General features: G+C 63.6%; 22 protein-coding genes. 11 read left to right on the top strand and 11 right to left on the bottom strand.

Annotated features, from left to right (window positions below; genetic code table 11):
• The first annotated feature begins 5 nt into the window (after nt 1-5).
• Together ACK2VC_RS08350 and ACK2VC_RS08345 are read left to right on the top strand one after the other, a co-directional pair.
• Nucleotides 6-1,166 carry an acyl-CoA dehydrogenase family protein gene (locus ACK2VC_RS08350; RefSeq protein WP_486733125.1) on the top strand — a complete coding sequence of 387 codons (1,161 nt, stop codon included), beginning with the start codon at nt 6-8 and terminating at the stop codon, nt 1,164-1,166.
• Nucleotides 1,167-1,206: 40 nt separating this feature from the next.
• Nucleotides 1,207-3,213: an acetyl/propionyl/methylcrotonyl-CoA carboxylase subunit alpha gene (locus ACK2VC_RS08345; RefSeq protein ID WP_486733124.1), complete on the top strand. Its 2,007-nt coding sequence runs from the start codon at nt 1,207-1,209 to the stop codon at nt 3,211-3,213.
• A 143-nt stretch (nt 3,214-3,356) separates the two neighbouring features.
• On the opposite strand, the gene ACK2VC_RS08340 is transcribed toward ACK2VC_RS08345, so the two are convergent.
• The 5 genes from ACK2VC_RS08340 to ACK2VC_RS08320 all read right to left on the bottom strand — a co-directional run bounded on the left by ACK2VC_RS08340 (nt 3,357) and on the right by ACK2VC_RS08320 (nt 8,578).
• Entirely contained in the window at nt 3,357-3,674 is a 318-nt protein-coding gene (locus ACK2VC_RS08340) for an SCP2 sterol-binding domain-containing protein (RefSeq protein WP_486733123.1), read from the bottom strand.
• Between the two features lie 103 nt (nt 3,675-3,777).
• Nucleotides 3,778-5,454: an AMP-binding protein gene (locus tag ACK2VC_RS08335; RefSeq protein ID WP_486733122.1), complete on the bottom strand. Its 1,677-nt coding sequence runs from the start codon at nt 5,452-5,454 to the stop codon at nt 3,778-3,780.
• Nucleotides 5,455-5,563: 109 nt separating this feature from the next.
• Nucleotides 5,564-6,745 carry an MFS transporter gene (locus ACK2VC_RS08330; RefSeq protein ID WP_486733121.1) on the bottom strand — a complete coding sequence of 394 codons (1,182 nt, stop codon included), beginning with the start codon at nt 6,743-6,745 and terminating at the stop codon, nt 5,564-5,566.
• 36 nt (nt 6,746-6,781) lie between these two features.
• Nucleotides 6,782-7,684, bottom strand: a complete 903-nt coding sequence (locus tag ACK2VC_RS08325) for an SDR family oxidoreductase (protein ID WP_486733120.1) — start codon at nt 7,682-7,684, stop codon at nt 6,782-6,784.
• A 36-nt stretch (nt 7,685-7,720) separates the two neighbouring features.
• Nucleotides 7,721-8,578 carry an enoyl-CoA hydratase-related protein gene (locus tag ACK2VC_RS08320; RefSeq protein ID WP_486733119.1) on the bottom strand — a complete coding sequence of 286 codons (858 nt, stop codon included), beginning with the start codon at nt 8,576-8,578 and terminating at the stop codon, nt 7,721-7,723.
• Between the two features lie 161 nt (nt 8,579-8,739).
• Here ACK2VC_RS08320 and ACK2VC_RS08315 point away from each other — a divergent pair, with 161 nt between their 5' ends.
• Complete coding sequence (locus tag ACK2VC_RS08315) at nt 8,740-9,705, top strand: NAD(P)H-dependent flavin oxidoreductase (protein WP_486733118.1); 966 nt, start codon at nt 8,740-8,742, stop codon at nt 9,703-9,705.
• Here ACK2VC_RS08315 and ACK2VC_RS08310 read toward each other — a convergent pair.
• Complete coding sequence (locus ACK2VC_RS08310) at nt 9,702-10,652, bottom strand: LysR substrate-binding domain-containing protein (protein WP_486733117.1); 951 nt, start codon at nt 10,650-10,652, stop codon at nt 9,702-9,704. The genes ACK2VC_RS08315 and ACK2VC_RS08310 overlap by 4 nt on opposite strands.
• 216 nt (nt 10,653-10,868) lie before the next feature.
• Here ACK2VC_RS08310 and ACK2VC_RS08305 point away from each other — a divergent pair, with 216 nt between their 5' ends.
• The 6 genes from ACK2VC_RS08305 (at nt 10,869) to maiA (ending at nt 16,100) form a co-directional block, all read left to right on the top strand.
• Nucleotides 10,869-11,414, top strand: coding sequence for a VOC family protein (locus ACK2VC_RS08305; RefSeq protein WP_486733116.1), 546 nt, complete (start codon nt 10,869-10,871; stop codon nt 11,412-11,414).
• Nucleotides 11,415-11,495: 81 nt separating this feature from the next.
• On the top strand, nt 11,496-12,062 hold the full coding sequence (locus ACK2VC_RS08300) for a TRAP transporter small permease (protein WP_486733115.1): 567 nt from the start codon (nt 11,496-11,498) through the stop codon (nt 12,060-12,062).
• Nucleotides 12,059-13,336 carry a TRAP transporter large permease gene (locus tag ACK2VC_RS08295; protein WP_486733114.1) on the top strand — a complete coding sequence of 426 codons (1,278 nt, stop codon included), beginning with the start codon at nt 12,059-12,061 and terminating at the stop codon, nt 13,334-13,336. The genes ACK2VC_RS08300 and ACK2VC_RS08295 overlap by 4 nt, the downstream gene beginning before the upstream one ends.
• 28 nt (nt 13,337-13,364) lie before the next feature.
• Nucleotides 13,365-14,351, top strand: a complete 987-nt coding sequence (locus tag ACK2VC_RS08290; protein WP_486733113.1) for a TRAP transporter substrate-binding protein — start codon at nt 13,365-13,367, stop codon at nt 14,349-14,351.
• Nucleotides 14,352-14,422: 71 nt separating this feature from the next.
• Nucleotides 14,423-15,439, top strand: a complete 1,017-nt coding sequence (locus ACK2VC_RS08285) for a fumarylacetoacetate hydrolase family protein (protein WP_486733112.1) — start codon at nt 14,423-14,425, stop codon at nt 15,437-15,439.
• 16 nt (nt 15,440-15,455) lie between these two features.
• Nucleotides 15,456-16,100, top strand: a complete 645-nt coding sequence (maiA, locus tag ACK2VC_RS08280) for a maleylacetoacetate isomerase (RefSeq protein ID WP_486733203.1) — start codon at nt 15,456-15,458, stop codon at nt 16,098-16,100.
• Nucleotides 16,101-16,267: 167 nt separating this feature from the next.
• On the opposite strand, the gene mmsB is transcribed toward maiA, so the two are convergent.
• The 3 genes from mmsB to ACK2VC_RS08265 form a co-directional block, all read right to left on the bottom strand.
• Entirely contained in the window at nt 16,268-17,167 is a 900-nt protein-coding gene (mmsB, locus tag ACK2VC_RS08275) for a 3-hydroxyisobutyrate dehydrogenase (RefSeq protein ID WP_486733202.1), read from the bottom strand.
• Between the two features lie 31 nt (nt 17,168-17,198).
• Nucleotides 17,199-18,713: a CoA-acylating methylmalonate-semialdehyde dehydrogenase gene (locus tag ACK2VC_RS08270; protein ID WP_486733111.1), complete on the bottom strand. Its 1,515-nt coding sequence runs from the start codon at nt 18,711-18,713 to the stop codon at nt 17,199-17,201.
• A 94-nt stretch (nt 18,714-18,807) separates the two neighbouring features.
• Nucleotides 18,808-20,031: an ABC transporter substrate-binding protein gene (locus ACK2VC_RS08265; protein WP_486733110.1), complete on the bottom strand. Its 1,224-nt coding sequence runs from the start codon at nt 20,029-20,031 to the stop codon at nt 18,808-18,810.
• Between the two features lie 116 nt (nt 20,032-20,147).
• On the opposite strand from ACK2VC_RS08265, the gene ACK2VC_RS08260 reads away from it, so the two are divergent.
• Both ACK2VC_RS08260 and ACK2VC_RS08255 read left to right on the top strand, forming a co-directional pair.
• The gene (locus ACK2VC_RS08260; RefSeq protein ID WP_486733109.1) at nt 20,148-21,065 is read left to right on the top strand and encodes a LysR family transcriptional regulator; all 918 of its coding nucleotides are present in this window, start codon (nt 20,148-20,150) and stop codon (nt 21,063-21,065) included.
• Between the two features lie 62 nt (nt 21,066-21,127).
• On the top strand, nt 21,128-21,430 hold the full coding sequence (locus tag ACK2VC_RS08255; RefSeq protein ID WP_486733108.1) for a DUF1330 domain-containing protein: 303 nt from the start codon (nt 21,128-21,130) through the stop codon (nt 21,428-21,430).
• A gap of 199 nt (nt 21,431-21,629) precedes the next feature.
• On the opposite strand, the gene ACK2VC_RS08250 is transcribed toward ACK2VC_RS08255, so the two are convergent.
• Both ACK2VC_RS08250 and ACK2VC_RS08245 read right to left on the bottom strand, forming a co-directional pair.
• Nucleotides 21,630-22,979, bottom strand: coding sequence for an MFS transporter (locus ACK2VC_RS08250; protein ID WP_486733107.1), 1,350 nt, complete (start codon nt 22,977-22,979; stop codon nt 21,630-21,632).
• Between the two features lie 445 nt (nt 22,980-23,424).
• Nucleotides 23,425-24,321: a LysR family transcriptional regulator gene (locus tag ACK2VC_RS08245; protein WP_486733106.1), complete on the bottom strand. Its 897-nt coding sequence runs from the start codon at nt 24,319-24,321 to the stop codon at nt 23,425-23,427.
• Nucleotides 24,322-24,376: the final 55 nt, after the last annotated feature.

The following is a 24,376-nucleotide window of genomic DNA, read 5'->3' as shown; positions in this document are numbered from 1 at the left end:
CCGTCATGCAGACTACCCATGAACACAATGAGCTGAAACGCAACCTCAAGCGCTTCATCGACAGCGAAATCAATCCCTTCGTCGATGAATGGGAAGCGGCCGAGATTTTCCCGGCGCACGAATTGTTCAAGAAGATGGGCGACCAGGGCTTGCTCGGGATTTCCAAACCGGTCGAATATGGCGGCCTGGGGCTGGATTATTCCTATTCGGTGGCGATGGCGGAGGCGCTCGGCGACATCGCCTGCGGCGGCGTGCCGATGGCGATTGGGGTGCAGACCGACATGGCGACACCGGCGCTGGCGCGCTTCGGCTCGGATGCATTGCGCCGCGAATTCCTGGCGCCGGCGATCGCTGGCGACATGGTGGCCTGCATCGGCGTCTCCGAGCCGGGCGCCGGCTCCGACGTCGCCGCGATCCAGACCACCGCGCGCAAGGATGGCGACGATTACGTGATCAACGGCAGCAAGATGTGGATCACCAACAGTTTGCAGGCCGACTGGATCTGCCTGCTGGCCAACACCTCCGAAGGCGGCCGCTATTCGAACAAGTCGCTGATCATCGTGCCGATGAAAACCAAGGGCGTCTCGGTCGGTAAGAAAATCAGGAAGATCGGCATGAATTCGTCCGACACCGGCCTGTTGTACTTCGACGAGGTGCGGGTGCCGCAGCGCAACCGCATCGGTGACGAGGGCCAGGGTTTCATCTACCAGATGCTGCAATTCCAGGAAGAGCGCATGTGGGGCGCGGCCAACTCGGTGCAGGGCATGATGAACTGCATCGACCTGACGATCGAATACGCCCGCGAGCGCAAGGTGTTCGACATGCGGCTGATCGACAACCAGTGGGTGCATTTCAAGCTGGCCGAACTGAAGACCGAGGTCGAGTGCCTGCGCGCGCTGGTGCACCGCGCCTGCGACCTGTATGTCGGCGGCCAGGATGTGACCGAGCTGGCCTCGATGGCCAAGCTCAAGGCCGGGCGGCTGGCGCGCACCGTACCCGATACCTGCATGCAGTTCTGGGGCGGCATGGGCTATACGTGGGAAAACCAGGTGTCGCGCTTTTTCCGCGACGGCCGCCTGACCTCGATCGGCGGCGGCGCCGACGAGGTGATGCTGGGCATCATCTGCAAATACATGGGCATCCTGCCTGGCAAGAAAAAATCCTGAGCGCTCACTTGCCGCGTCCCGCACCCACACTGCTCTCACCATGACAAGCACTCGCTCCCCGTCCGACTTCCGCTCGATCCTGATCGCCAACCGCGGCGAGATCGCGCTGCGCATCATGCGCAGCGCGCAGCGGCTCGGCTTTCGCACGGTGGCGGTGTATTCGGATGCCGATAAAAATGCGCCGCACGCGCTGGCCGCCGACCTGGCGCTGCCGATTGGCGCCGCGCAACCGGCCGCGTCCTACCTGAACATCCCGGCCTTGCTGCAAGCGGCGCGCCAGGCCGGCGCCGACGCGGTGCATCCGGGCTACGGCTTCCTGGCCGAAAACGCCGACTTCGCCCAGGCCTGCGCCGACGCCGCCCTGACCTTCATCGGCCCGTCCGCCGCCGCAATCCTGGCGATGGGCAACAAGGCCGGTGCCAAGCGCCTGATGGCGGCGGCCGGTGTGCCGTGCGTGCCCGGCTATCAGGGCGCAGACCAGTCCGATCAGCGGCTGGCGGAGGAGGCGGCGCGGATCGGCTATCCGGTGATGATCAAGGCCGCGTGCGGCGGTGGTGGACGCGGCATGCGGCGGGTGGATAGTCCGGAAGGATTCCTGGCGGCACTGAAATCGGCGCGCTCGGAGGCGGAAAACGCCTTCGGCAGCGGCGAGCTGATCCTGGAAAAGGCGATTCTGGAGCCGCGCCACATCGAAATCCAGGTGTTCGCCGACAGCCACGGCAACGTAGTGCATCTGGGCGAGCGCGATTGCTCGGTGCAGCGCCGCCACCAAAAGCTGATCGAGGAATCGCCGTCGCCGGCGGTGACGCCGGAATTGCGTGCGCGCATGGGCCAGGTGTCGGTCGCGGCGGCCAAGGCGATCGATTATGTGGGCGCCGGCACGCTGGAATTCCTGCTGGACGCCGATGGCAATTTCTATTTCATGGAAATGAACACGCGGCTGCAGGTGGAGCATGCGGTGACCGAGGCGGTCGCCGGTGTCGATCTGGTCGAGTGGCAGTTGCTGGTGGCGCAGGGCGGCGCCTTGCCGCTCTCGCAAGCCGAGATCGATGCGCGGCTGGCGGCCGGCGGGCACGCGATCGAAGTGCGGCTGTGCGCCGAAGACCCGCAGCAGCATTTCCTGCCGCAAAGCGGGACGGTCGCCTATTGGCAAGCGCCATCCGCCGTGCGCTGCGATCATGCGCTGGCCAGCGGCTTGGCGATCCCGCCGTATTACGACTCGATGCTGGCCAAGATCGTCGCCCACGGCCGCGACCGCGCCGACGCGCTGCGCCGGCTGGCGCATGGGCTGGACCAATGCGTGCTGCTCGGCGTCAAGAGCAACCGGCGCTTCCTGGCGCAGTGCGTGGCGCACCCGGAATTCGGCGCCGGCCGCGCGAGCACCGCGTTTATCGATACCTTTCTGCCGGCCGGCGCGCGGCTTGGGCCCGCGCCCGACACGACTGCGCGCAATCTGGCGGCGGCCTGGCTGGCCTGGCATCGGGCCGACCGGCAGCCGCTGCGCTATCCGGCCGAATTGCGCGGCTGGTCGAGCAGCACCGCCTATCCCCAACTGTGCCGCTTCATACTGGATGGCGAGGCGGCGGAGCTGCGGGTGACGACGCTGGCCGACGGCACCTGGCGCATCGGCCAGGGCGAGCACAGCGTCGTCGCCAGCGCCTCTGCATTCGGCGCCCATCAAGTCACGTTCAATCTGGACGGGCGTATCTATCGGCTGTTTTTCGCGCTCGCCGGCGACCATGCCTATCTCAGGCTAGACGGGGTCGAGCATGTGCTGACCGATACCACCGATGCCGCCGCGGTGCGCGACCAGGGCGGCGCCGCCAGCGGCCGCATCAGCGCGCCGATGAACGGCCAGGTGGTGGCGCTGCAGGTACAGCAGGGCGACGCGGTCGCCGCCGGCCAGGTGCTGTTGGTGATCGAAGCGATGAAGATGGAGCACAGCATCGTCGCCCCGCTGGCCGGGCAGGTCGCCAGCCTGCTGGCGCGCCAGGGCGAGCAGGTCGCGCCGGGCCAGGTGCTGGCCGAGATCGTGCCGGCCGCGTGATCCGCTCAGGAATCCGCCGGAACCAGATACTCCTGGTTATTGCCGTTGATTCGGCCGATAAAAAGGCAAATTGACAAACATACTCCACACAAATTTGAAGGTGGAGGCTGGAGCGCATGGCACCCCAGCCGCAAGGGAACTCGTTACGCCAGCTTGCTGGCGTCGAACAGGTTCGGCAGGCGCTGGGCCAGCATCATGTCTCCTTCAACCTTCAGCTTGCCGCTCATGAAGGCGCTGATGCCGTTCAGCTCGCCGGTCAGCAAGGCCTTCAGGTCGTCGTCGGCCATGATCAGCGCCAGGTCGGCCGAGGGGGCCATGCCGTCATGCACCGTGCATTCGCCGTTGTTGATCACCAGGTACATCGGCTCGGTGATCTTGTACTGGATCGTGGTCTGCAGATTGGCGGCAGCCTCGGCGTTGAGGGCTGCCGGCATTTTCCGGATGATGTCGTTGACGCTCATACTTGCTCCTTGAAGAGGTAAAAAGGGCCTTCTGGAAGTGCCGTGGTCATGCGTGGGAAGGCCCGTCCCGCAATGGCAATACCGGATGTTAAGCGCGACGGCGCTACTGGCTTTCTCCATCGCGCAAGGCGCGCCGCAAAATCTTGCCGACCGGTGTCTTCGGCAGCTCGGCGCGAAATTCTATCTGGCGCGGAATCTTGTAGCGAGCCAAATTGCGTTCGCAATGGCCGAGCAGATCGTCCGCCCGCAGTTGCGGGTCCTTGCGCACCACGAACAGCTTGACCGCCTCGCCCGAATGGGGGTCGGCAATCCCAATCGCCGCCGCTTCCAGCACGCCGGCATGGGTTGCCACCACCGCCTCGATCTCGGCCGGATAGACGTTGAAGCCGGAGACGATGATCATGTCCTTCTTGCGGTCGGTGATCGCGATCCAGCCGTTGGCATCCATGGTGCCGATGTCGCCGGTCTTCAGCCAGCCATCGGCCGACAAGACCTCGGCGGTCTCGGCCGGCCGGCGCCAATAGCCTTGCATCACCTGCGGCCCGCGCACCTCGATTTCGCCCGCCTCGCCGGGCGCGCAGGGTTGGCCGGCGTCGTCGCGTATCCGCACCTCGGTCGACGGCAGTGGAATGCCGACCGAGCCCAGCCGCGGCGGCCGGTGCGGCGGGTTGATGCAGACGCCGGCGGTGGCTTCGCTCAAGCCATAGCCTTCGATCAGCGGCGAGTTGGTCAGCGCCGTCCAGTGCTCCATCACCGGGCGCAGCATGGCGGAGCCGGCGCCGATCGATAGCTTGGCGGCGCGCGCGCAGTCGGGGCCGAAATCCGGATGGTTGGCCAGCGCGTTGTACAGGGTGTTGACCCCGGTCATGACGGTCCATGGGTGGCGGCGCATGGTCTTGACGAAGGCCGGCAAGTCCTTCGGATTGGTGATCAGCACGTTCTGCCCGCCCAGCGCCATGAAGGTCAGGCAATTGGCTACCAGCGCAAACGCGTGATACAGCGGCAGCGGCGCCAACGCGATCTCCTCCCCTTCGCGCAAGGCGCCGTCGATCCACGAGCCGCACTGCAGGACGTTGGCGATGATGTTGGCATGCGTCAGGCAGACGCCTTTCGAAGCGCCGGTGGTGCCGCCGGTGTATTGCAGGAAGGCGATGTCGTTGCGGCTGACCGTGAGCGCCGGCCGCGCCATTCCGGCTCCTGCCGCCAGCGCTTGCCGGAACGGCACGGCGTCCCGGATTTTCCATGGCGGCACCATGTGCTTGACATGCTTGAGCACGAAATTGGCCAAGACCCGTTTGGGTGCGCCCAGCATGTCGCCGACCTGGGTCACGATCACGTGCCTGAGCGTGGTCGCAGCCAGCACCGCTTGCACTTTCGACGCGAAATTTTCCAGCACCAGGATCGCGTGCGCGCCGGAGTCCTTCAGTTGGTGTTCCAGCTCGCGTTCGGTGTATAGCGGATTGACGTTGACGACGATCAAGCCGGCGCGCAGCGCGCCGAAGATCGCCACCGGATATTGCAGCAGGTTCGGCAGCATGATCGCGATGCGTTCGCCCGGCGCCAGCCCCGGCAGCGAGTGCAGATAGGCGGCGAAGGCCCAGGCCAGGCGGTCCAGTTCGCCGTAAGTCAAGGTCCGGCCCATGTTGGTAAACGCCGGCAGTTCGCGATACTTGCCGCAGGCTTCGTCAAACAACTGGTTTATCGACGCATGACGTTCGAGGTCGATGCATTCGGGCACACCTGGCGGGTAGTCTTGCACCCAGGGCCGCACGGTCTCCATTGCGCTTCCTTTCTACATGCAGGAATTTGCAAGCCATGCTACACATATTTTTGGCCAAATCAAGCGATTGCTTGAATAAGTTTTCGATTCCGCCAGACGCCGCCGCCCGCTAGGCCCGCGCCGGCCGCAAGTGCAGGAAGGCCGCGATCGCCGCCAGCGAGAGCAGCGCCGCCAGAAGGAAAACCGCTCTCGGCTGCGCCAGCCACAATGCGCCGGCGATCAGCGAGGCTGGCAGGTAGAGGGTGCCGGTAACCGTGTTGTAGACGCCGATCGCGGTCGCGCGTCGCGCCGGTTCGAGATCGGCGATGAAGGCCTTGCTTTGCGCTTCGTCGATCGCGTAGAAAATGCCATACAGTGCGAACAGGCAGACGATTTGCCAGCGCGCGGTGGCAAAGGCGAAGCCGAGGCTCATGGCAAGATAGATCAGGTAGCCGAGCAGCACGATGCGGGCGCGCCCGACCATGTCGCCCAGCTTGCCTGCCAGCGGCGCCGCCAGCACGCAGACGACGTTGAACCAGGCATACAGCAACACGACATCCTTCACCGCGAAGCCGGCGCCATACGCGCGCAACAGCAGGAAGCCGAAACTGAAATAGGCCAGCGAAAAGATCCCTGCTGCGATCAGGTAACGCTTGAAGCCGGGACTCAATGCCTGCCAGGCGGCAAAGATGTTTTCGCGCCGGCGCTGCGGCGCCGGCTGGTCCCGGATCAGGCCGAGAAACAGGATGCTGAGCACGGCCGGAATCAGCGCCACCAGAAACACGGTCTGGAAGGTGGCCGCGCTTTCGCCCAGCGACGCCAGCAGGCCGTAGGCGATCAGCGGCCCGAGCACGGCGCCGGCCTTGTCGAGCGCCTTGTGCACCCCGAACGAATAGCCGCGCACGCCTTGCGCGGCGATGGCCGCCAGCCAGGCGTCGCGCGGCGGGCCGCGAAAACCCTTGCCGAGCCGCTCGATGACCCGGAACAGGGCCAGGCCGGTGACCGTATTGGCGAGCAGCAGAATCGCCTTGGCCAGGGTCGAAAACCCATATCCGGCGAGTGCGAACACCTTGCGCCTGCCGCTGCGATCCGACAGCCAGCCGGCGACATAATTCAGCGCGGATGCGGAGAAATCGGCCGCGCCCTCGATCAGGCCCAGCAGCGCGCTGGAGGCGCCGGCGACGGTGGTGAAGAAGATCGCGAAGACGGAAAAAATCATCTCCGAACTGACGTCGGTGAGAAAGCTCACCAGCCCGAGCTTGAGCACGTCCGGATGCACGCCGAACCTGCCCTTGGCCGGGTCTTGCTGCATGCGTTCCTCGCTGTCGGCGCCCAGGCGCTGCCCGGCTCAGCCGCCGCGCTGCGCGCGGTCCTTGCGGTTCTGCGCGTCGATCCGGTCGCGCGCCTCCTGCCATTGCTGCTGCGACCAGTGGCGCAATTCGTAGAAGTTGCCGCCGGTGGCCAGGTGGCCGCCGCCGTCCATCATGATTGCCTGGCCGTTCAGCCAGTCGCAGCCGTCGCTCATCAGGAAGGTGGCGAGGTTTTGCAGCTCTTCCATCTTGCCAGCGCGGCCCATCGGGTTGATCGCGGCGCTGCGCGCGCCGGGTTCCTCGCCGGGATTGAGGCGCTTGCTCATGCCCTCGGTCGGGATTTCGCCGGGGCCGATCGCGTTCAGGCGCACGCCGTACTGCGCCCATTCGGTGGCGAGCGACATCGTCATCGCGTGCACCGCCGCCTTGCTCATGGTGGAAGGCACCACGAACGGGCCGCCGTTCAGGACCCAGGTGACAATGATCGAGATCACGCTGCGGTAGCCGTGCTCCGGCTGCCACTGGCCCTTCATTGCCATCTCGACCCAGCGCCGGCCGACCGCATGCGTGACGTAGAAGGTGCCATGCATGACGATGTTGGCCACCGCGTCGAAGCCCTTCGGCGACAGCGCGGCGGTGGGAGAAATGAAGTTGCCGGCGGCATTGTTGACCAGCCCGGTCAGCGGCCCGTCGGCGAAGATCTGCTCCACCATGTCGTCCACCGCGGCCGCGTCGCGGATGTCGAGGCCAAAGGTCTTGACCGAGCCGCCGTGCGCCGCCATCAGTTCGGCGGCGGTGGTGTCGCACACCGCCTTGCGCCGGCCGCAGATGTAAATGTCGGCGCCCAGCGACAGGTATTTTTCCGCCATCGCGCGGCCGAGGCCGGTGCCGCCGCCGGTGACGAGGATGCGTTTGCCCTGCATGAGTTTGGCTTGGAACATGATGCTCTCCTGTGCGTGGTGGCTGGGTCGCGTGGGTTATTTCAGTTCGTACGGGGCGTCGGCGAAGGATTGCAGCGGCGCCAGGTCGTCGAATTGCGGCGGCCGGCCCTGCTGCTTGGCGAAGAAGGCTTCCAGCAGGTTGGCGCTTTGCCAGATGCCGGATTGCAGCCAGCCCATCTGCTGCAGCGCGTCGTGGGTCGAGTGGTCGCGCGCGTAGTGGATCGCCTGCTTACTGCCCCAGATCGCCACCGGCGGCTTGGCTGCGATTTCGCGCGCCATCTGCAGCGCGGCCTCGACCATCGCCTGCTGCGTCTCGAACACTTCGTTGACCAGGCCCAGCGCCAGCGCCCGTTGCGCCGGCAGGCGGCGGCCGGTGTAGGCCAGCTCATGCACGATCCCTTCCGGGATCAGCTTCGGCAGCCGCTGCAGGGTGCCGAGGTCGGCGGTCATGCCGATGTTGATTTCCTGGATGCAGAAGAAGGCCTCGGCCGTGGCCAGCCGGATGTCGCAGGCGCACACCAGGTCGACCCCGCCGCCGATGCAGCCGCCCTGGATCGCGGCGATCACCGGCAGCCGCAACTGCTCCAACTGGTCGAATGTGCGTTGCATGTCGGCCAGTTGCGCCGCGATGTTGGCGCGGCCGACCGCGCGGCCGTCATCCAGCGCGATGCCGTTGTTGGGGCTGAAGACATCCAGCGCCATGCCGGCGCTGAAATGCTTGCCGGTCGAGGAAATCACCAGCGCGCGCGCCGGCGCCTCGTTGTGAAGGGTCTGCAGGATGGCGGCCAGTTCGCGCCACCAGACCGGTTGCAGCGTGTTGAGCGCGGCCGGCCGGTTCAGTACCAGGTGCGCAACCTTGTCGGTGATCTCGAGCGTGAAGCATTGGTATGACATGGGTTCTCCTTGCGATGGGTCGTGAGCCGGGTAGTGATCCTGCCAGCATAGCCGCTAGTGCGGCCGCTGCCTGCAGCAATGTCTAGAGCCTGAAATCTAGCACGCTCGTACTTTTTTCGCCCTATAATCGATCCTCCCTATACCCTTCGCAAGAGGTCGTCATGGCATTACCCGTTGCGCTGCAAAATTTGAGTTTGCCGGTTATCGGTTCGCCGATGTTCATCGCCAGCGGCCCGGCGCTGGTGGCGGCGCAATGCAAGGCCGGAATCGTCGGCTCGTTTCCGGCGCTGAACGCGCGGCCGGCCGAGCAACTGGATGTCTGGCTGACCAACTTGCAACAGGAGCTGGCGGCATTCCAGGCGGAAAACCCGGGCCGCAAGGTCGGGCCGATCGCGGTCAACCAGATCGTGCACCAATCCAACGACCGCTTGGCGCATGACGTCGAAGTGTGCGTCAAGCACAAAATCCCGATCATCATTTCCAGCCTGCGCGCGCCGCCGGTGGAAATGCTGGACGCGATCCACAGCTATGGCGGCATCGTGCTGCACGACGTGATCTCGATCCGGCATGCGCAGAAGGCACTGGAAGCCGGCGTCGACGGCCTGATCCTGGTGGCGGCCGGCGCCGGCGGCCATGCCGGCCCGCTGTCGCCGTTCGCGCTGGTGGGGGAAGTGCGCAAGTTCTTCGACGGCCCGCTGGCCTTGTCGGGCGCGATCGCCACCGGCGGCGCGATCCTGGCGGCGCAGGCGATGGGCGCCGATTTCGCCTACATCGGCTCGCGCTGGTTGGCCACGCGCGAATCGAACGTGGATGAAGCCTATCGCCAGGCGATCGTCGAATCGAGCGCCGCCGACATCGTCTACACCAACCTGTTTACCGGCATCCACGGCAACTATCTGAAGAAATCGATCATGGCCGCCGGCCTCGACCCGGATAATCTGCCGGAAGCGGACAAGTCGAAGATGAATTTCGGTTCCGGCGGCAGCAGCAGCGCCAAGGCCTGGCGCGACATCTGGGGCGCGGGCCAGGGCGTCGGCCTGATGGACGACGTGCCGTCGGTCGCCACCATGGTCGAGCGCCTCGCCGTCGAGTACCAGGCCGCGCGCCAGCGGCTGGCCCTGGGTTAAGGGCGCATTGCCGGCGATTGCGCTCGATCGCGCCACGCTTCGCGCGCGCTCCAGTCGTGTGAGCGCACGAAGTCGAACAAAAACTCGATGAAGCTGGCAGCCGCCGGCGAGAGCGAGGCATTGCTGCGGGTATACACCAGGAATTTGCGCGTGACTTCCGGCTCGTGCAGCAGGCGCATCTGCAAGCGGTGCAATTTAACCAGCGAGGCCGCGTACGGCAGGCATGCGGTGACGCCCAGGTTGGCGCTGACCATGCTCAAGGCGGTGGTCATGAACGCCACTTCATTGCTGGGGTTCAGGCTCAGTTCGCGCACCGAATCGTGCAGGTCGAGCGACAGGCGCTCGGTGAACTGGCCTTGCAGCGCGATCAGCGGATAGCGCACCGCATCGCTCCAGTTGACGCGCTTCAGTTTTTCCAGGGGGTGCTTCTTCGGAAACACCACCATGAACGGCATCTCGAACAGCGTTTGCGCGCTGATTTCCGCCACCGTGGCCCGCTCCGGGCCGATGCCGAAATCCACCTCCCCACTGGCGGTGCGCGCCAGCACACTTTCCACCGCGCAATCGGCCAGCCGCACCTGCACCTCCGGGTATCGCGCCCGGTAGGCCGCGATCACTTCCGGCAACAGCGTGCAGGCCATCAATTGCGGCGCGGCAATGCGCACCATGCCTTTCTTCAGCGCCTTCAGGTTGTCGATGCCGTCCAGCACGCCATCCAGATCGTGCAGGATTTTCTCGATCAGCGGGTAGAACCCCTGCCCGATCTCGGACAACTGCATCTTGCGCGTGCTGCGATCAACCAAGCGGACGCCCAATCCCTGTTCCAGTTCCTTGATCAGGCCGCTCAAGGCCGACTGCGTGACATGCAGGATGTCAGCCGCGCGGGTGAAACTGCCGGTGCGCGCCAGGGCGGTGAATGCGCGCAATTGCCGCAAAGTGACATTCATTAGGTAATCTCATATATACATTTGAAAATCCCGTTTGAATGATAAGTCAAATGGGGTTGTAATGCCCTTGCCCGCTGTGTTTTCTGTCTTGTCTGCAGCACGGATGAATGAAGACGGAAAAAGCTGCCGTCATCGCAGCGACTGCAAAAATCAGGCCGCGTGGGCCAGTCCGCCAGCCAATTGAAGTGCAACCATTCACCGGATCGGAGAGACAACATGCAACTCAAAGGATTTCATCACGTGGCCTATCGCTGCGTCGATGCCAAGCAGACAGTCGAGTGGTACGGCAAGTATCTGAATATGGGTTTTCTGGTGGCGATTGCCGAAGATCAGGTGCCGTCGACCAAGGACCCCGACCCCTACATGCACATTTTCCTGGATGCCGGCGGCGGCAATATCCTGGCGTTTTTCGAACTGCCGACCAAGCCGCCGATGGACCGGGATCGCAACACGCCAACCTGGACCCAGCATCTGTCGATGAAAATCGACTCGATGGAAGAAATGATGGAGGTCAAAAAACGCCTGGAAGCGGACGGCATCGAAGTGCTGGGACCGACCGACCACACGATCTTCAAGTCGATCTATTTCCGTGACCCGAGCGGCCACCGGCTGGAACTGGTAGTCAACACCCACACGCCGGAAATGATGAAGCGCCTCGACGACGTCAAGTGGGAAATGCTGGAGGAATGGGCGCGCACCAAGAAGGCGCCCAAGCATGCGGCCTGGATGCACGACGGCAGCTATCAGGCGAGCCAGCAGTAGGCGACGAGAGGCGAAGCCGGTGCGCGCTGCGACGGCAGCGCGCCGGCTTTTACAAGAATAATGACGGGGGAGCAGCCCAGCATGTTTACTCACGCCGCGCGCATGGTCGCGCGTATCCTGGAAGCGGTGATCGTGGTCAGCCTGGCGATCATGGCGCTGCTGGTATTCGGCAACGTGGTGTTGCGCTATGCCTTCAATTCCGGTATCGCGATTTCCGAAGAACTGTCGCGCCTGCTGTTCGTCTGGCTGATTTTTCTGGGCGCCATCCTGGCTTCCGCCCAGCATGCGCATATCGGCTTCGATACCCTGGTCAAGAGCCTGCCGGCCGCTGGCCGCAAAATCCTGATCGTCGCCACCGGCGGCCTGATGCTGGCGGCCAGCGTGATCTTCATCGTCGGCGGCTGGCAGCAGACGGTGATCAATCTGGACAATACCTACCCGGTGCTGGGCATCTCCTACGCATGGTTGTATGCGGTGGCGATCGTGTTCGGCATCGGTACCCTGGTCACCATCAGCTATAACATCTGGACGGCGCTGACCGGCAACGATGGTGGGCAGGATCTGGCGCTGACCCAGGACTTGAGCGACCGCATCGAAGAAAAGCTGTCGCAGGTTGCCACCGACCGCCATCGGGAGCCGCCGCGATGAGCGCCGCCCTCTTCCTCGGCATCCTGCTGGCGCTGATCGCGCTCGGCATGCCGATCGCGTTCGCGCTGCTGTTTGCCGGCGTCGGTCTGATGCTGCAGATGGGTCAGTTCGATTCGCAGATCGTGGTGCAAAACGCGATCGGCGGCGCCGACAATTTCGTGCTGATGGCGGTGCCTTTTTTCATCCTGGCTGGCGAATTCATGAATGCCGGCGGCCTGTCGAAACGCATCGTCGAACTGGCCAGCGCCTTCGTCGGCCACTTGCGCGGCGGCCTGGGTTACGTCGCGATCTTCGCTGCCTTGCTCTTGGCCAGCCTGTCCGGCTCGGCGGTGGCCGATACCGCGGCGCTGGCGGCGATTCTGGTGCCGATGATGCGCCAGGCCGGCTATGACCCGGCGCGCTCCTGCGGCTTGATGGCGGCCGGCGGCATCATCGCGCCGGTGATCCCGCCGTCGATCGGCTTCCTGCTGTTCGGCGTGGTCGCCAACGTCTCGATCACCCGCCTGTTCCTGGCCGGCATCATGCCGGGCATCATGATGGGCGGCGCGCTGGTGTTTGCCTGGTGGCTGGTGTCGCGCAAGAGTCACGCCCAGGTCGCACCCAAGAAGAGCGTGGCCGAGCGCGCAGCCTTGATCGGCAAGGGTTTCTGGGCACTGATGCTGCCGGTGATCATCATCGGCGGCTTGAAGTTCGGGATCTTCACGCCGACCGAGGCGGCGGTGGTGGCGGCGATGTATGCGCTGTTCGTCGGCGCCGTGATCTATCGCGAACTGACCCTGCACGCGATCTACCACTGCCTGCTGATCACCGCGCGCACCAGCGCCGTGGTGCTGCTGCTGGCGGCGCTGGCGATGGTGGCGTCCTACATGATCACCATCGCCGCCATCCCGGACCAGGTCGGCGGCTGGCTGCAGGCCTTCGCCGGCAGTCCGTTGGCGTTGACGATCGCGATGATGCTGGTGGTGTTTTTCGCCGGCATGGTGCTCGATTTCATCCCGATCGTGCTGATCTTTACGCCGGTGTTTTTGCCGATCGCGCAGCAGGCCGGCATCGACCCGGTGTACTTCGGCGTGATCTTCATCATGAATTGCTCGATCGGCATGATCACGCCGCCAGTCGGCGTGGTGCTGAACGTGGTCAGCTCGATCGGCAAGGTGACGATGGCGCAGGCGGTGCGTGGCGTGCTGCCGTTCCTGGTGGCGGAAACCATCATTCTGGTGGCTTTGGTGCTGTTCCCGGCGCTGGTGACGGTGCCGGCCGGCTGGTGGAAATAATCAACTTATCCTTTGAGGAGAATGCTTCATGAAACCGATGCACACCTTATTGGCTGCGATCGTCGCGGCCACGCTGTCCGGATCGGCGCTGGCGCAAGTCACCGCCAAATTCGCCGTTACGCTGCCGGAAAAATCGCACCAGGGCCAGGGCGTCGCCAAGTTCGTCGAACTGGTCGATGTCAAGAGCCATGGCCAGATCAAGATCAAGCCGTTCTACAATGGCGCGCTCGGCAACGACGTCCAGGTGACCTCGGCGCTGCAGGGCGGCACCATCGAATTCACGGTGCCGCAAACCACCACCTTGACCGGCATGGTCAAGGAATATGAAATCCTCGATTTCCCGTTCCTGTTTGCCAACGAACAGGAAGCGGAAAAAGTGCTGGACGGCCCGGTCGGCCAGAAACTGCTGGACAAGTTGCCGGCCAAGGGGCTGGTTGGCTTGGCCTACTGGGAAAACGGCTTTTTCAATGCCACCAACAGCAAGCACCCGATCAACAAGGTCGAGGATTTCCAGGGCCTGAAATTCCGCGCGGTGCAAGCCAAGATTTCCCAGGAAACGCTGAAGGCGCTGGGCGCCAATCCGGTGCCGCTGGCGGTGCCCGAGCTGTATACCGCGCTGGAAACCCGCACCGTCGATGGCCAGGGCACGCCGACCGCGGTGATCGCCGCGCTGAAGCTGAATGAGGTGCAGAAGTACCTGTCGCTGACCAAGCACAGCTATGGCGCCTTCCTGCCGCTGGTGTCGAAGAAGTTCTGGGACAAGCTGTCCCCGGCCGATCGCAAGATCTTGCAGGATGCCGCGCTCGAAGCGCGCTCGTATCAGCGCGGCGTGGCGCGCGAGCAGGCCAAGTCGGCGCAGGCGCAGATGGCCGCCAAGGGCTTGATCGTCAACGAGGTCTCGGCCGCCGAGCACGCGCGCATGCGGGCCAAGGTGCAGCCGGTCTGGAAGATGTTTACCGATAGCGTCGGCCCGGAACTGGTCGCCGAAGTGATGAGTCAGGTCGGTTCGAAGTAAACCGCGCCAACCCGGGGAGGGTGGGCGCAGGATGTGCCCGCCTTGCCGTCAACCAGCAAGAGATTGGATCAATGAAACTCGCCACCCTGAAAGCCGGCGGCCGCGATGGCACGCTGGTGGTCGTCAGCCGCGACCTCTCCGTATGCCAGCCGGTCCCCGGCATCCCCACGCTGCAAGCCGCGCTCGACGATTGGAAGCGCGCCGAACCACAACTGCTGCGAGTCTATGCGGCGCTGAATGCCGGCAGCACAGGCGCCAGCCGGTTCGACCAGGCGGCCTGCCATTCGCCGCTGCCGCGCGCCTACCAGTGGGCCGACGGCTCGGCTTACCTGAACCACGTCGAGCTGGTGCGGCGCGCGCGCAACAGTGAAGTGCCGGCCTCGTTCTGGACCGATCCGCTGATGTACCAGGGTGGTTCCGATTCCTTCGTCGGCCCGCGCGATCCAATCGTCGTGCCGAACGAAGACTGGGGCATCGACCTGGAAGCGGAAGTGGCGGTGATCACCGGCGACGTGCCGCTTGGCGCCAGCGTCAAGCAGTGCGAACAGGCGATCCGGCTGGTAATGCTGGTCAACGACGTTTCGCTGCGCAATCTGATCCCGGCCGAACTGGCCAAGGGCTTCGGTTTTTTCCAGTCGAAGCCGGCTTCCGCCTTCTCGCCGGTGGCGGTCACGCCCGACGAATTGGGAACAGCCTGGCGCGATGCCAAGCTGCATCTGCCGCTGGAAGTCGAGCTGAACGGCAAGCCGTTCGGCAGGCCGAATGCCGGCGTCGACATGACGTTCAATTTCGCCCAGCTGGTGGCGCATGTGGCCAAGACGCGCGAACTGGAAGCCGGCTCGATCATCGGCTCCGGCACCGTCTCCAACAAGCAGGGCGGCCTGCACGGCTCTTCCATTGAAAACGGCGGCGTCGGCTACTGCTGCCTGGCCGAGATCCGGATGTACGAGACGATTGAAGGCGGCGCGCCGAAGACCGGCTTTTTGCGCTTCGGCGACCGGGTCGGAATCGAGATGCACGATGCCGGCGGCAGCAGCATTTTTGGGCGCATCGAACAAACCGTGCAAGCCCCGGCGACCCGGGCGTAAGGAGGTCGCCAACGTGTTGCAGCTCTACACTTACTTCCGCAGTTCCGCCGCCTACCGGGTACGGATCGCGCTCAATCTGAAGGGGCTGGCCTACCAGGCGCTGCCGGTGCATCTGTTGAAAGGCGGCGGCGAACAGTTGCGCGACGAATACCGGGCCCTGAATCCGGCAGCGCTGGTGCCGACGCTGACCGACGATGAACTGGTGCTGACGCAGTCGCTGGCGATCCTGGAATACCTGGAGGAGCGCTGGCCGCAGGTGCCGCTGCTGCCCTCCGATGCGGCGGGGCGCGCCCGGGTGCGGGCGCTGGCGCTGACGATCGCCTGCGAGATCCATCCGCTGAACAACCTGCGGGTAATGAAATATCTGGGGGAAAAGCTACAGGCCGCCGAGGAGGCGCGCCGCGAATGGTACCGCCACTGGACCGCGCACGGTCTGGCGGTACTGGAACGGCACCTGGCATCCGAACCGCAGACCGGGCTGTTCTGCCACGGTGACGCGCCGACGCTGGCCGACTGCTGCCTGATTCCTCAGGTCTTCAATGCCCAACGCTTCCACATCGACCTGGCCCCCTATCCGACCGTGCAACGGATTGCCGAGCACTGCGCGGAACTGGATGCCTTCATCGCCGCGCACCCGGCACAACAGCCGGATGCTGAATGACAGGACGGCTGGACTGGCTGCGTCGCGGCATCGCCGAGCCTCTACATAGCCATATACTCATAATGGCTAATCAGTTTTCCGCTATTAAATGCTTTTAATTTTGAACATACTCCACCGTTTCAGGTAAATCGAAACGGTGGAGCAGGGGTCGTCGAGCGCGCCCTGGCTCAACTCGCCGGGGCCCGGAAGATGCTGGAAAAATCCAGCGCGCCGGCGCCCGCTTCACTGTGCTTACGGTACAACTCGCGCGCCAATTCGCCCAGGGCGACGCTGGTGCCGGTCGCCTGCGCATTTTCCACCGCCAGCCCGAGGTCCTTCAGCATCAGATCGACGCCAAAGCCTCCCTGGTACTCGCGGCTGGCCGGCACGTTTTCCATCACGCCGGGACAGGGGTTGTAGACGTCCAGCACCCAGTTGCGGCCGGAGCTCTTGTTCATCACTTCCGACAGTATCTTCGGGTCCATGCCGTTGGCGATGCCGAGCCGGATCGCCTCGCAGGTGCCGACCATCTGGATACCGAGCAGCATGTTGTTGCAGACCTTCACGGTCTGGCCGCTGCCGGAGGCGCCGGCGTGGAAGATCGCCTTGCCCATTTTTTCCAGGTAGGGGCGGGCGCGCTCGAAGCTGGCGGCGCTGCCGCCGACCATGAAGGTCAGCGTGCCGGCGGCGGCGCCGGCGGTGCCGCCGGAGACCGGCGCATCCAGCATCTCGAAGCCGCGTTCGGCGGCCGCTGCCGCCACCTTGCGCGCGCTTTCCGGGGCGATGGTCGAGCTGTCGATCAGCAGCGTGCCGGGCGCCGCGTGCGCCAGGATGCCGCCATCGCCCAGATACAGCCCTTCGACGTGGCGGCTGGCCGGCAGCATCGTGATCACGACCTTGGCCTTTGCCACCGCCGCCATCGGGTCGGCGCAGGTGCTGCCGCCGGCCGCCACCAGTTTTTCCACCGCCGCCGGCACCAGGTCATGGCCGCTGACGGCAAAGCCGGCCTTGACCAGGTTCTGCGCCATCGGCAAGCCCATGTGGCCGAGGCCGATGAAGGCGATGTCGGCGTTGCTTGGGGTACCCATCATCTTTCTCCGTAAGTGAGGTGGCGCAGCGTCATTTCAACGAGATGGTGGTGTTGATCGCGCCATCCTCGGACTCCGGCGCGAACCAGCGCGCGGTGACGGTCTTGGTCTGGGTCCAGAACTGCACCGCCTGCTTGCCGTTGGGACCGAGGTCGCCCAGCTTCGAGGCGCGCGAGCCAGTGAAGCTGAAGTAGGCGACCGGCACCGGCACCGGAACGTTGATGCCGACCTGGCCGACGTCGATCTCGTTTTGGAACTTGCGCGCGGCCCAGCCGGACGAGGTGAAGATCGAGGTGCCGTTGCCATTCGGATTGGAATTAATCAGCGCGATCGCCTCCTCCAGCGTCTCGACTTCAACCACGCCCAGCACCGGACCGAACACTTCGTGTGCGTAGATGTCCATTTCGGTGGTGACGCCGGTGAAGATCGTCGGGCCGACGAAATTGCCGTGCGGCGCATCCTTGACCGCATAATTGCGGCCGTCCAGCAGCAGCTTGGCGCCTTGCTGCACGCCGGAATCGATCAGGCGTTCGACCCGCGTCTTGGCGTTTTTCGACACCAGCGGCCCGAGGTCGGCTTCGCGGTCGCAGCCGGCGTTGACCTTCAGTGCGCGTGCCCGCTCGACGATTTCCGGCAGCCAGTCGCGCGCCTTGCCGACCAGGATCACCATCGAGTTGGCCATGCAGCGCTGGCCGGCGGCGCCGAAGGCGGAGCCGAGCAGGTTGTTGATCGCATGGCTCTTGCTGGCGTCCGGCAGGATCACGCAATGGTTCTTGGCGCCCATCATGCACTGCGCGCGCTTGCCGGCTTCCGAGGCGCGCCGGTAGACGTGGGTGCCGACCTGGGTCGAGCCGATGAAGGAGACCGCCTTGATGTCCGGGTGATCGCACAACTGGTCGACCACGTCGGCGGCGCCATGCACCACGTTCAGTACGCCGTCCGGCAGGCCGGCCTGGTGCGCCAGCTCGACCAGCAGCATGGTCGAGGATGGGTCTTGTTCGGATGGCTTCAGCACGAAGGTGTTGCCGCACGACACCGCGATCGGGAACATGAAGCACGGCAGCATGATCGGGAAGTTGAAGGCGGTGATGCCGGCGCCGACTCCGAGCGGCTGATACAGCGTGTAGACATCGACGCCGTGGGCGGCGTTTTCCGCCAGTTCGCCCAGTTGCAGCGAGGTGATGGCGCAGGCATGTTCGACCACTTCCAGTCCGCGCATGACTTCGCCTTCGGCGTCCGGCAGCGTCTTGCCGTGTTCCAGCGTCACCAGTTCGGCGATTTTCGTGACGTTTTCGCGCAGCAATTGCTGGAATTTGAGCATGATGCGCATGCGCGCACTGAGCGGCGTGTTGCGCCAGCTGGCATACGCCGCCTTGGCGTTGGCGACCGCCTGATCGACTTCGGCGCGCGTCGCCAGCGGCACCCGTGCCACCACTTCCTGCGTGGCCGGGTTGACGACATCGCGCCATTCGGTGCTGGTCGACTGGACGGTCTTGCCGCCGATGTAAAGGGGTACTGCGGGTGCTGTCGAGACTGCCTTGTCCATGATGTTCTCCGGAGCGAAAGAGGGTGAATGGGCGGTGCGGCGCCCGCAGGGATGCGGCGCCGCACCGAAATGGATTGAAGTTGATGAAAAAGTTTTACTTAACCAACGAGCAGGATTTATCCATCGGCTTGAAAGCGGTTTGAGCCGGAATCGTCGCCAACAGTTTCAGGTAGTCCCACGGCGCCTTCGATTCGGCCGGGGTCTTGACCTGGTACAGATACATGTCGTGGATCACGCGGCCGTCGGCGCGGATCGAAGCGTTGTGCATGATCGGGTCCTTGATCGGCAGCTCGCGCATTTTCTGCGCCACTACCTTGCCGTCGTCGCTCTTGGCCGCGGCCACCGATTTCAGGTAGTGGTAGACGCTGGAATACACGCCGCCCTGCACCATGGTCGGCTTGTTGCCCTTGTGCAGCGCTTCAAAGCGCTTGGCGAAGGCGCGCGCGCCGTCATCGAAGTCCCAGTAAAAGCCGTCGGCGTAGATCAGGCCCTGCGCCGTTTCCAGCCCGAGCGCATGGACATCGGTCAGGAACACCAGCAAGGCGGCGATCTTCATATCCTTGCTGCCGCTGCCGCCAATCCCGAATTCGCGCGCCTGCTTGATCGAATTGACCGTATCCTGGCCGCCGTTAGCCAGCCCGAGGACCTGCGCCTTCGAACTCTTGGCCTGGATCAGGAACGACGACAGGTCGGAGGCGTTCAGCGGGTGCCGCACCGCGCCGGCTATGTTGCCGCCCAGTTCCTTGACGACATCACCGGCATCCTTTTCCAGCGAATGGCCGAAGGCATAATCGACGGTCAGGAAATACCAGGATTTATTGCCCAGCTTGGTCAATGCCGCAGCGGTGCCGACCGCCTGCGAATAGGTATCGAACATCCAGTGGAAGCCGACCGGCGAGCAGTCCTCGTTGGTCAGGCGGGTGGTGGCCGGGCCGCTGAACATCGCCACCACGCCCTTTTCCTTGGCCAGCTTCTGCACCGCCAGCGCCACCGACGAATTGGTCAGGTCGGCGATCGCATCGACGCCGTCGCGGTCGATCCACTCGCGCGCCTTGGACGCGCCGACGTCGGCCTTGTTCTGGTGATCGGCCGACAGCAGCTCGATTTTCATGCCCTTGCATTCGGCCTTCAGGCAATCCTCGACCGCCATCTTGGCGGCGACCACCGAGCCCACGCCGCCCATGCCGGAATACGGGCCGGACATGTCGGTCAGGATGCCGATCTTGACGCCGTCATTCGACATCTGCGCGGCGGCGCCGGCGCCCCACACGGACAAGGCGGCCAGCAAAGCGGTGCGCAACAATACTTTGGTGCCCATGGTGTCTCCTTCATCGTTGTAAAAATTTTATAGGACCCAGTATAGTTGGGCATTATTGCCGCCTCAATAGATAATAATGCCAATGCCATTTGCATTAATGCACAGAAAGGGCATCCATGCTGGATTGGGATAATTTGCGGATTTTTCTGGAACTGACGCGCAGCGAACGGCTGGTGGATGCCGCCAAGAAGCTCGGCATCGACCATTCGACGGTGTCGCGCCGCATGCGCCGCTTCGAGCAGCAGGTCGGCACCGACCTGTTCGAGCGTAACAACCAGGGTTATGTGCTGACGCCGGAGGGTCATCGGCTGCTGGCCTACGCGGAAAAGGTGGAAAGCACCGTGTATGCCGCCACCGAGGAGTTGAGCGGCCAGAACCGGCTGCTGTCGGGGCAGGTGCGGCTGGGCGCGACCGAAGCCTTCGGCACCTTCGTGCTGGCGCCGCATATTGCACACTTTTGCCAGCGCCACCCGCACATCACCGTCGATCTGCTGCCGATGCCGCGCTTCGTCAATCTGTCCAAGCGCGAAGCCGACCTGGTGGTGACGCTGGAGCGGCCGACCACCGGCAACTACGTGGTGACCAAGCTATCGGACTATGTGCTGAAACTGTATGCGACCCCGGCCTACCTGGCCGCGCACCCGCCGATCCGCGACAAGCAGGATCTGACCCGGCATCCGCTGATCGGCTACGTCGACGATCTGATCTTCAGCCCGAAATTGCGCTATGAAGAAAATATCGCCCCGGGCGCCTTCCGCTGCTTTCGCAGCACCAGCGTGATCGCGCAGTACACGGCGGCGCGCAACGGTCAGGCGCTGGCGATCCTGCCGTGCTTCCTGGCGCAGCAAAGCAATGACCTGGTGCCGGTGCTGGATGACCAGGTGCATATCCTGCGCTCGTTCTGGCTGGTGGCGGCCAGCGAACACCGGCACGTGGCGCGGGTATCGGCGTTGTGGAGTTATCTGCGCGAGGCGATCGAGCCGAACCGGGCGTTCCTGATGGGAAATTCGCCCGACATGCGATGGCTGCCATGACCGGCGCTGCCGGGTACGGGATTGGCGGATATGCTGTACCACTTTCAACTGAAGGAGATCCGATGAAAAAAGCCTACGTAGTAGCCGAGATCCAGGTCAACGACCCCAGCGGCTATGCCGATTACATACCGCTGTCGACCGCCAGCCTGGCGCAATACGGTGGCAGCTTCCTGGCGCGCGGCGGCCGCCGGGTGCAACTGGAGGGCGGCGACGCTGCCCACGGCGAGCAATGGCGCACGGTGATCACTGAATTCCCGTCGCTGGCGCAAGCGCAGACCTGGTACGACTCGATCGAATACACGAAGGCAAAAGGTGTGCGCCAGGCCAATTCGATCGGGCGCCTGTTCATCGTCGAAGGGGCCTAGGGATACGCTGACTAAAAAGTGGTTCGCCATTCCCGTGGATTGAGCAAGCGAAAAAAAGCCAACCGTTGGTACGGTTGGCGTTCCGCATATTGGCTCACGGCTTTTGCTGTCCGACGCCGATTTGCATCAAATCCCGGCCGGCGATGAGTCGCCCCGAAAAATTCTGTCGTGTCTGCACATGGCGGCGCGAGCGTGGAGCTTAGGTTTTGCTCGGCTCCGGCAGCATCGCGATCGCAATCAGCGCAATCACTGCCGCCGACATCACATACAGCGCCGGGGCGTGCGCAACGCCAGTGGTGTAGGTGATCCAGGTCAGGATGGCGGGTGCGAAACCGCCGAAAATCGTGACTGCGGTGTTATACGACAGCGACATCCCCGAGGCGCGCACGCCGGTCGGGAAAATTTCCGACAAGGCGGACGGCGCCACGCCGACGAAGACCGAAACCATGGCGCAAAACATCGATTGCACGACGATCAGTGTCTGCGTGTTGTGTGACGCTTGCAACCACATCAACAGCGGATAGACGCCGATCAACAGCAGCGTCGCGCCGCAGGCCAGCAAGCGGCGCCGGCCGAATTTGTCGGAAAGGGTGCCGGCGAACACGCAGCCGGCGACCAGGAACAGGTTGCCGATCAGCGCCGCGAGGAAGGCTTGCGAGCCGGTAAAACCCATGGATTTTTGCACGTATACCGGCATGAAGATGATCAGCGAATACGGGCCGACCGCCCACAGGATGGACAAGCCGGTGCCCGTTAACAGCTCCCGCGGACAATCGCGGAACACCTGCAGCAATGGCGTTTTGTTTTTTACGCCTTCGCGTTCCTGGCGCTCCTGCTCCAGCTTGAAATGCGGCGTTTCGTCCAGCGCCTTGCGCATCCACAGCCCTACCGGTGCAATCGCCAGGCCAAGGATGAACGGAACGCGCCAGCCCCATTCGCCGATCTGATCGACCGTGAGGAAGGTCGTCACCAAAGTCGCAACCAGCGCACCGAGCAGATTGGAAATGCCCATGCTGGCCTGCAGCCAGGATGCGTATTGGCCCTTCTTTTCCTCTGGCGCGTGTTCTATCAGGAACGCGGTGGCGCCGCCGACCTCACCACCGGCCGAAAAGCCTTGCAGCACGCGGCCGCAGACGATCAAGAGCGGCGCGCCGATGCCGATTGCGGCATACGGCGGAGCAACCGCTATCAACAGCGTGCCCAGCGCCATCAACATGATGGTCATGGTCAGCGCCGCCTTGCGCCCTGCGCGGTCACCGTAGGAACCGAGGATCAAGGCGCCCAGTGGGCGCGCCACAAACCCCAGGCCGAAGGCCAGGAACGAGCCCATCAATTGCACGGTGGGGTTGTCGTTCTTGAAAAAATTCTGTCCGATATAAATTGCAAACAGGGCATAGACCGTGAAGTCATACCATTCCAGCGCATTGCCGGCGGAAGCGGCGATCACGGCCCGGCGACCGACCTTGGGATCGATTTTTACGTCCGATCGCCGGATGGCCTGGGCGTGGTCGATGCCGCCCATTGCGGGATTGAGGGTGATGTCTTTCATACTGCTTTCTCCTAGTGATCTCACCGTCGACGCTGGTTACCAGCCCGACTGCGGTTCTCTCCCAATGTTGCATTGCGCCGTGCTGTGATGCCGGCCACTTCACCCGGGAAGGTTGCGGTGACCACCTGACTCAATTACAACGTTGCACGTATCCCCAGACGCCGGTGGCTGCCGTCAGTTTGCCTAGATCCCCTTGCGTCGAAGACTGTTTGGCAACCTGTCCGAAACAGCGGTCAAGCGCGGCGCATGACCGATTGAGCCGATGATAAAAACTATTTTTAATAATGTCGTATTCCTTTTTATCGGCGGCATATAACATTCAGTTATGTCTGATATACGCTGGAATACGACGCCAGATTAACTATCTGGTGGCCGGCGAAGCGAGCGGCGAGCATACGGGCGAGCAGGGATGCGACCCAATCGGCATTGGGCGACGGGATTGGCGTCAGACGTTCTTGGCGGGATCCATCTGTTCCAGAACCGTGATGAATTCGAGCGCCAGGCGCGACAACGGTTCCAGCGTGATGTGGCAAACGTTTACCGGGGCGCTGACGAACGGTTTAACCGGCACGACAACCACGTTGGACCAGAGCAGGCCCTTTACCGTCATTTCATCCACCAGGGCAAGACCGGCGCCGGCCGCCACCATGGCGCACGCGACATGCGCTTGCTGCACTTCGATTCTGGGGACTGGCTGTTCTTCTTCAGCACCGAAAAGCTGCCGTATCAGCTGGGCGAGAGGAATGTCGTTGCTATAGCCAATCAGCGGTTCGTTGACCAGGTCGTGGGTTGAGATTTCGCGGCGCGCGGCCAGCGCATGTCCTGCCGGCATCACGGCGACGATACGGTTTTCATGGAGCGGCCGGGTTTGCAGGTTCGGATGCAACACCGGCATGTAGGCGACACCGAGCTCAACTTGCTGCGTCAGCAATGCCTGCAACATCACGCTCGGAATCAGCGTATTCAGGACGATTCGGACTTCCGGAAAACGCTCGCAAAACGTGGCAATCGCGCGCGGCATCAACGATTGGCCAAGGCTCGGGCTGCATGCGATGCGCAACTGGCCGATGCGGTTTTCGGCCAGGTTTTCGGCGACCTCATTGACCCGCTGCACGCTCTGGTAGAGCGCGCTGACTTCGACGAACAACTTGCGCGCTTCCGGTGTCGGGTACAGGCGCCCCTTGATGCGGTCAAACAATAAAAGCCCGAGCCGTTGTTCGGTGTACGAAATCAGCCGGCTCACGGCGGGTTGCGAAACATACAGTAATTTTGACGCACCACTGATCGAGCCGCTCAGCATGATGGCGCGAAAAACCTCGATCTGGCGCAGATTCAGCTTCATATCATTAACCTGATGTTAATTGCGGTGCATATATAAGCATAAGACATTTTGCCTG

It is taken from the genome of Herbaspirillum sp. WTB6 (assembly GCF_057457785.1).
The sequence above is the reverse complement of the archived record's forward strand: the minus strand, read 5'-3'. Positions and strand labels throughout refer to the sequence as shown.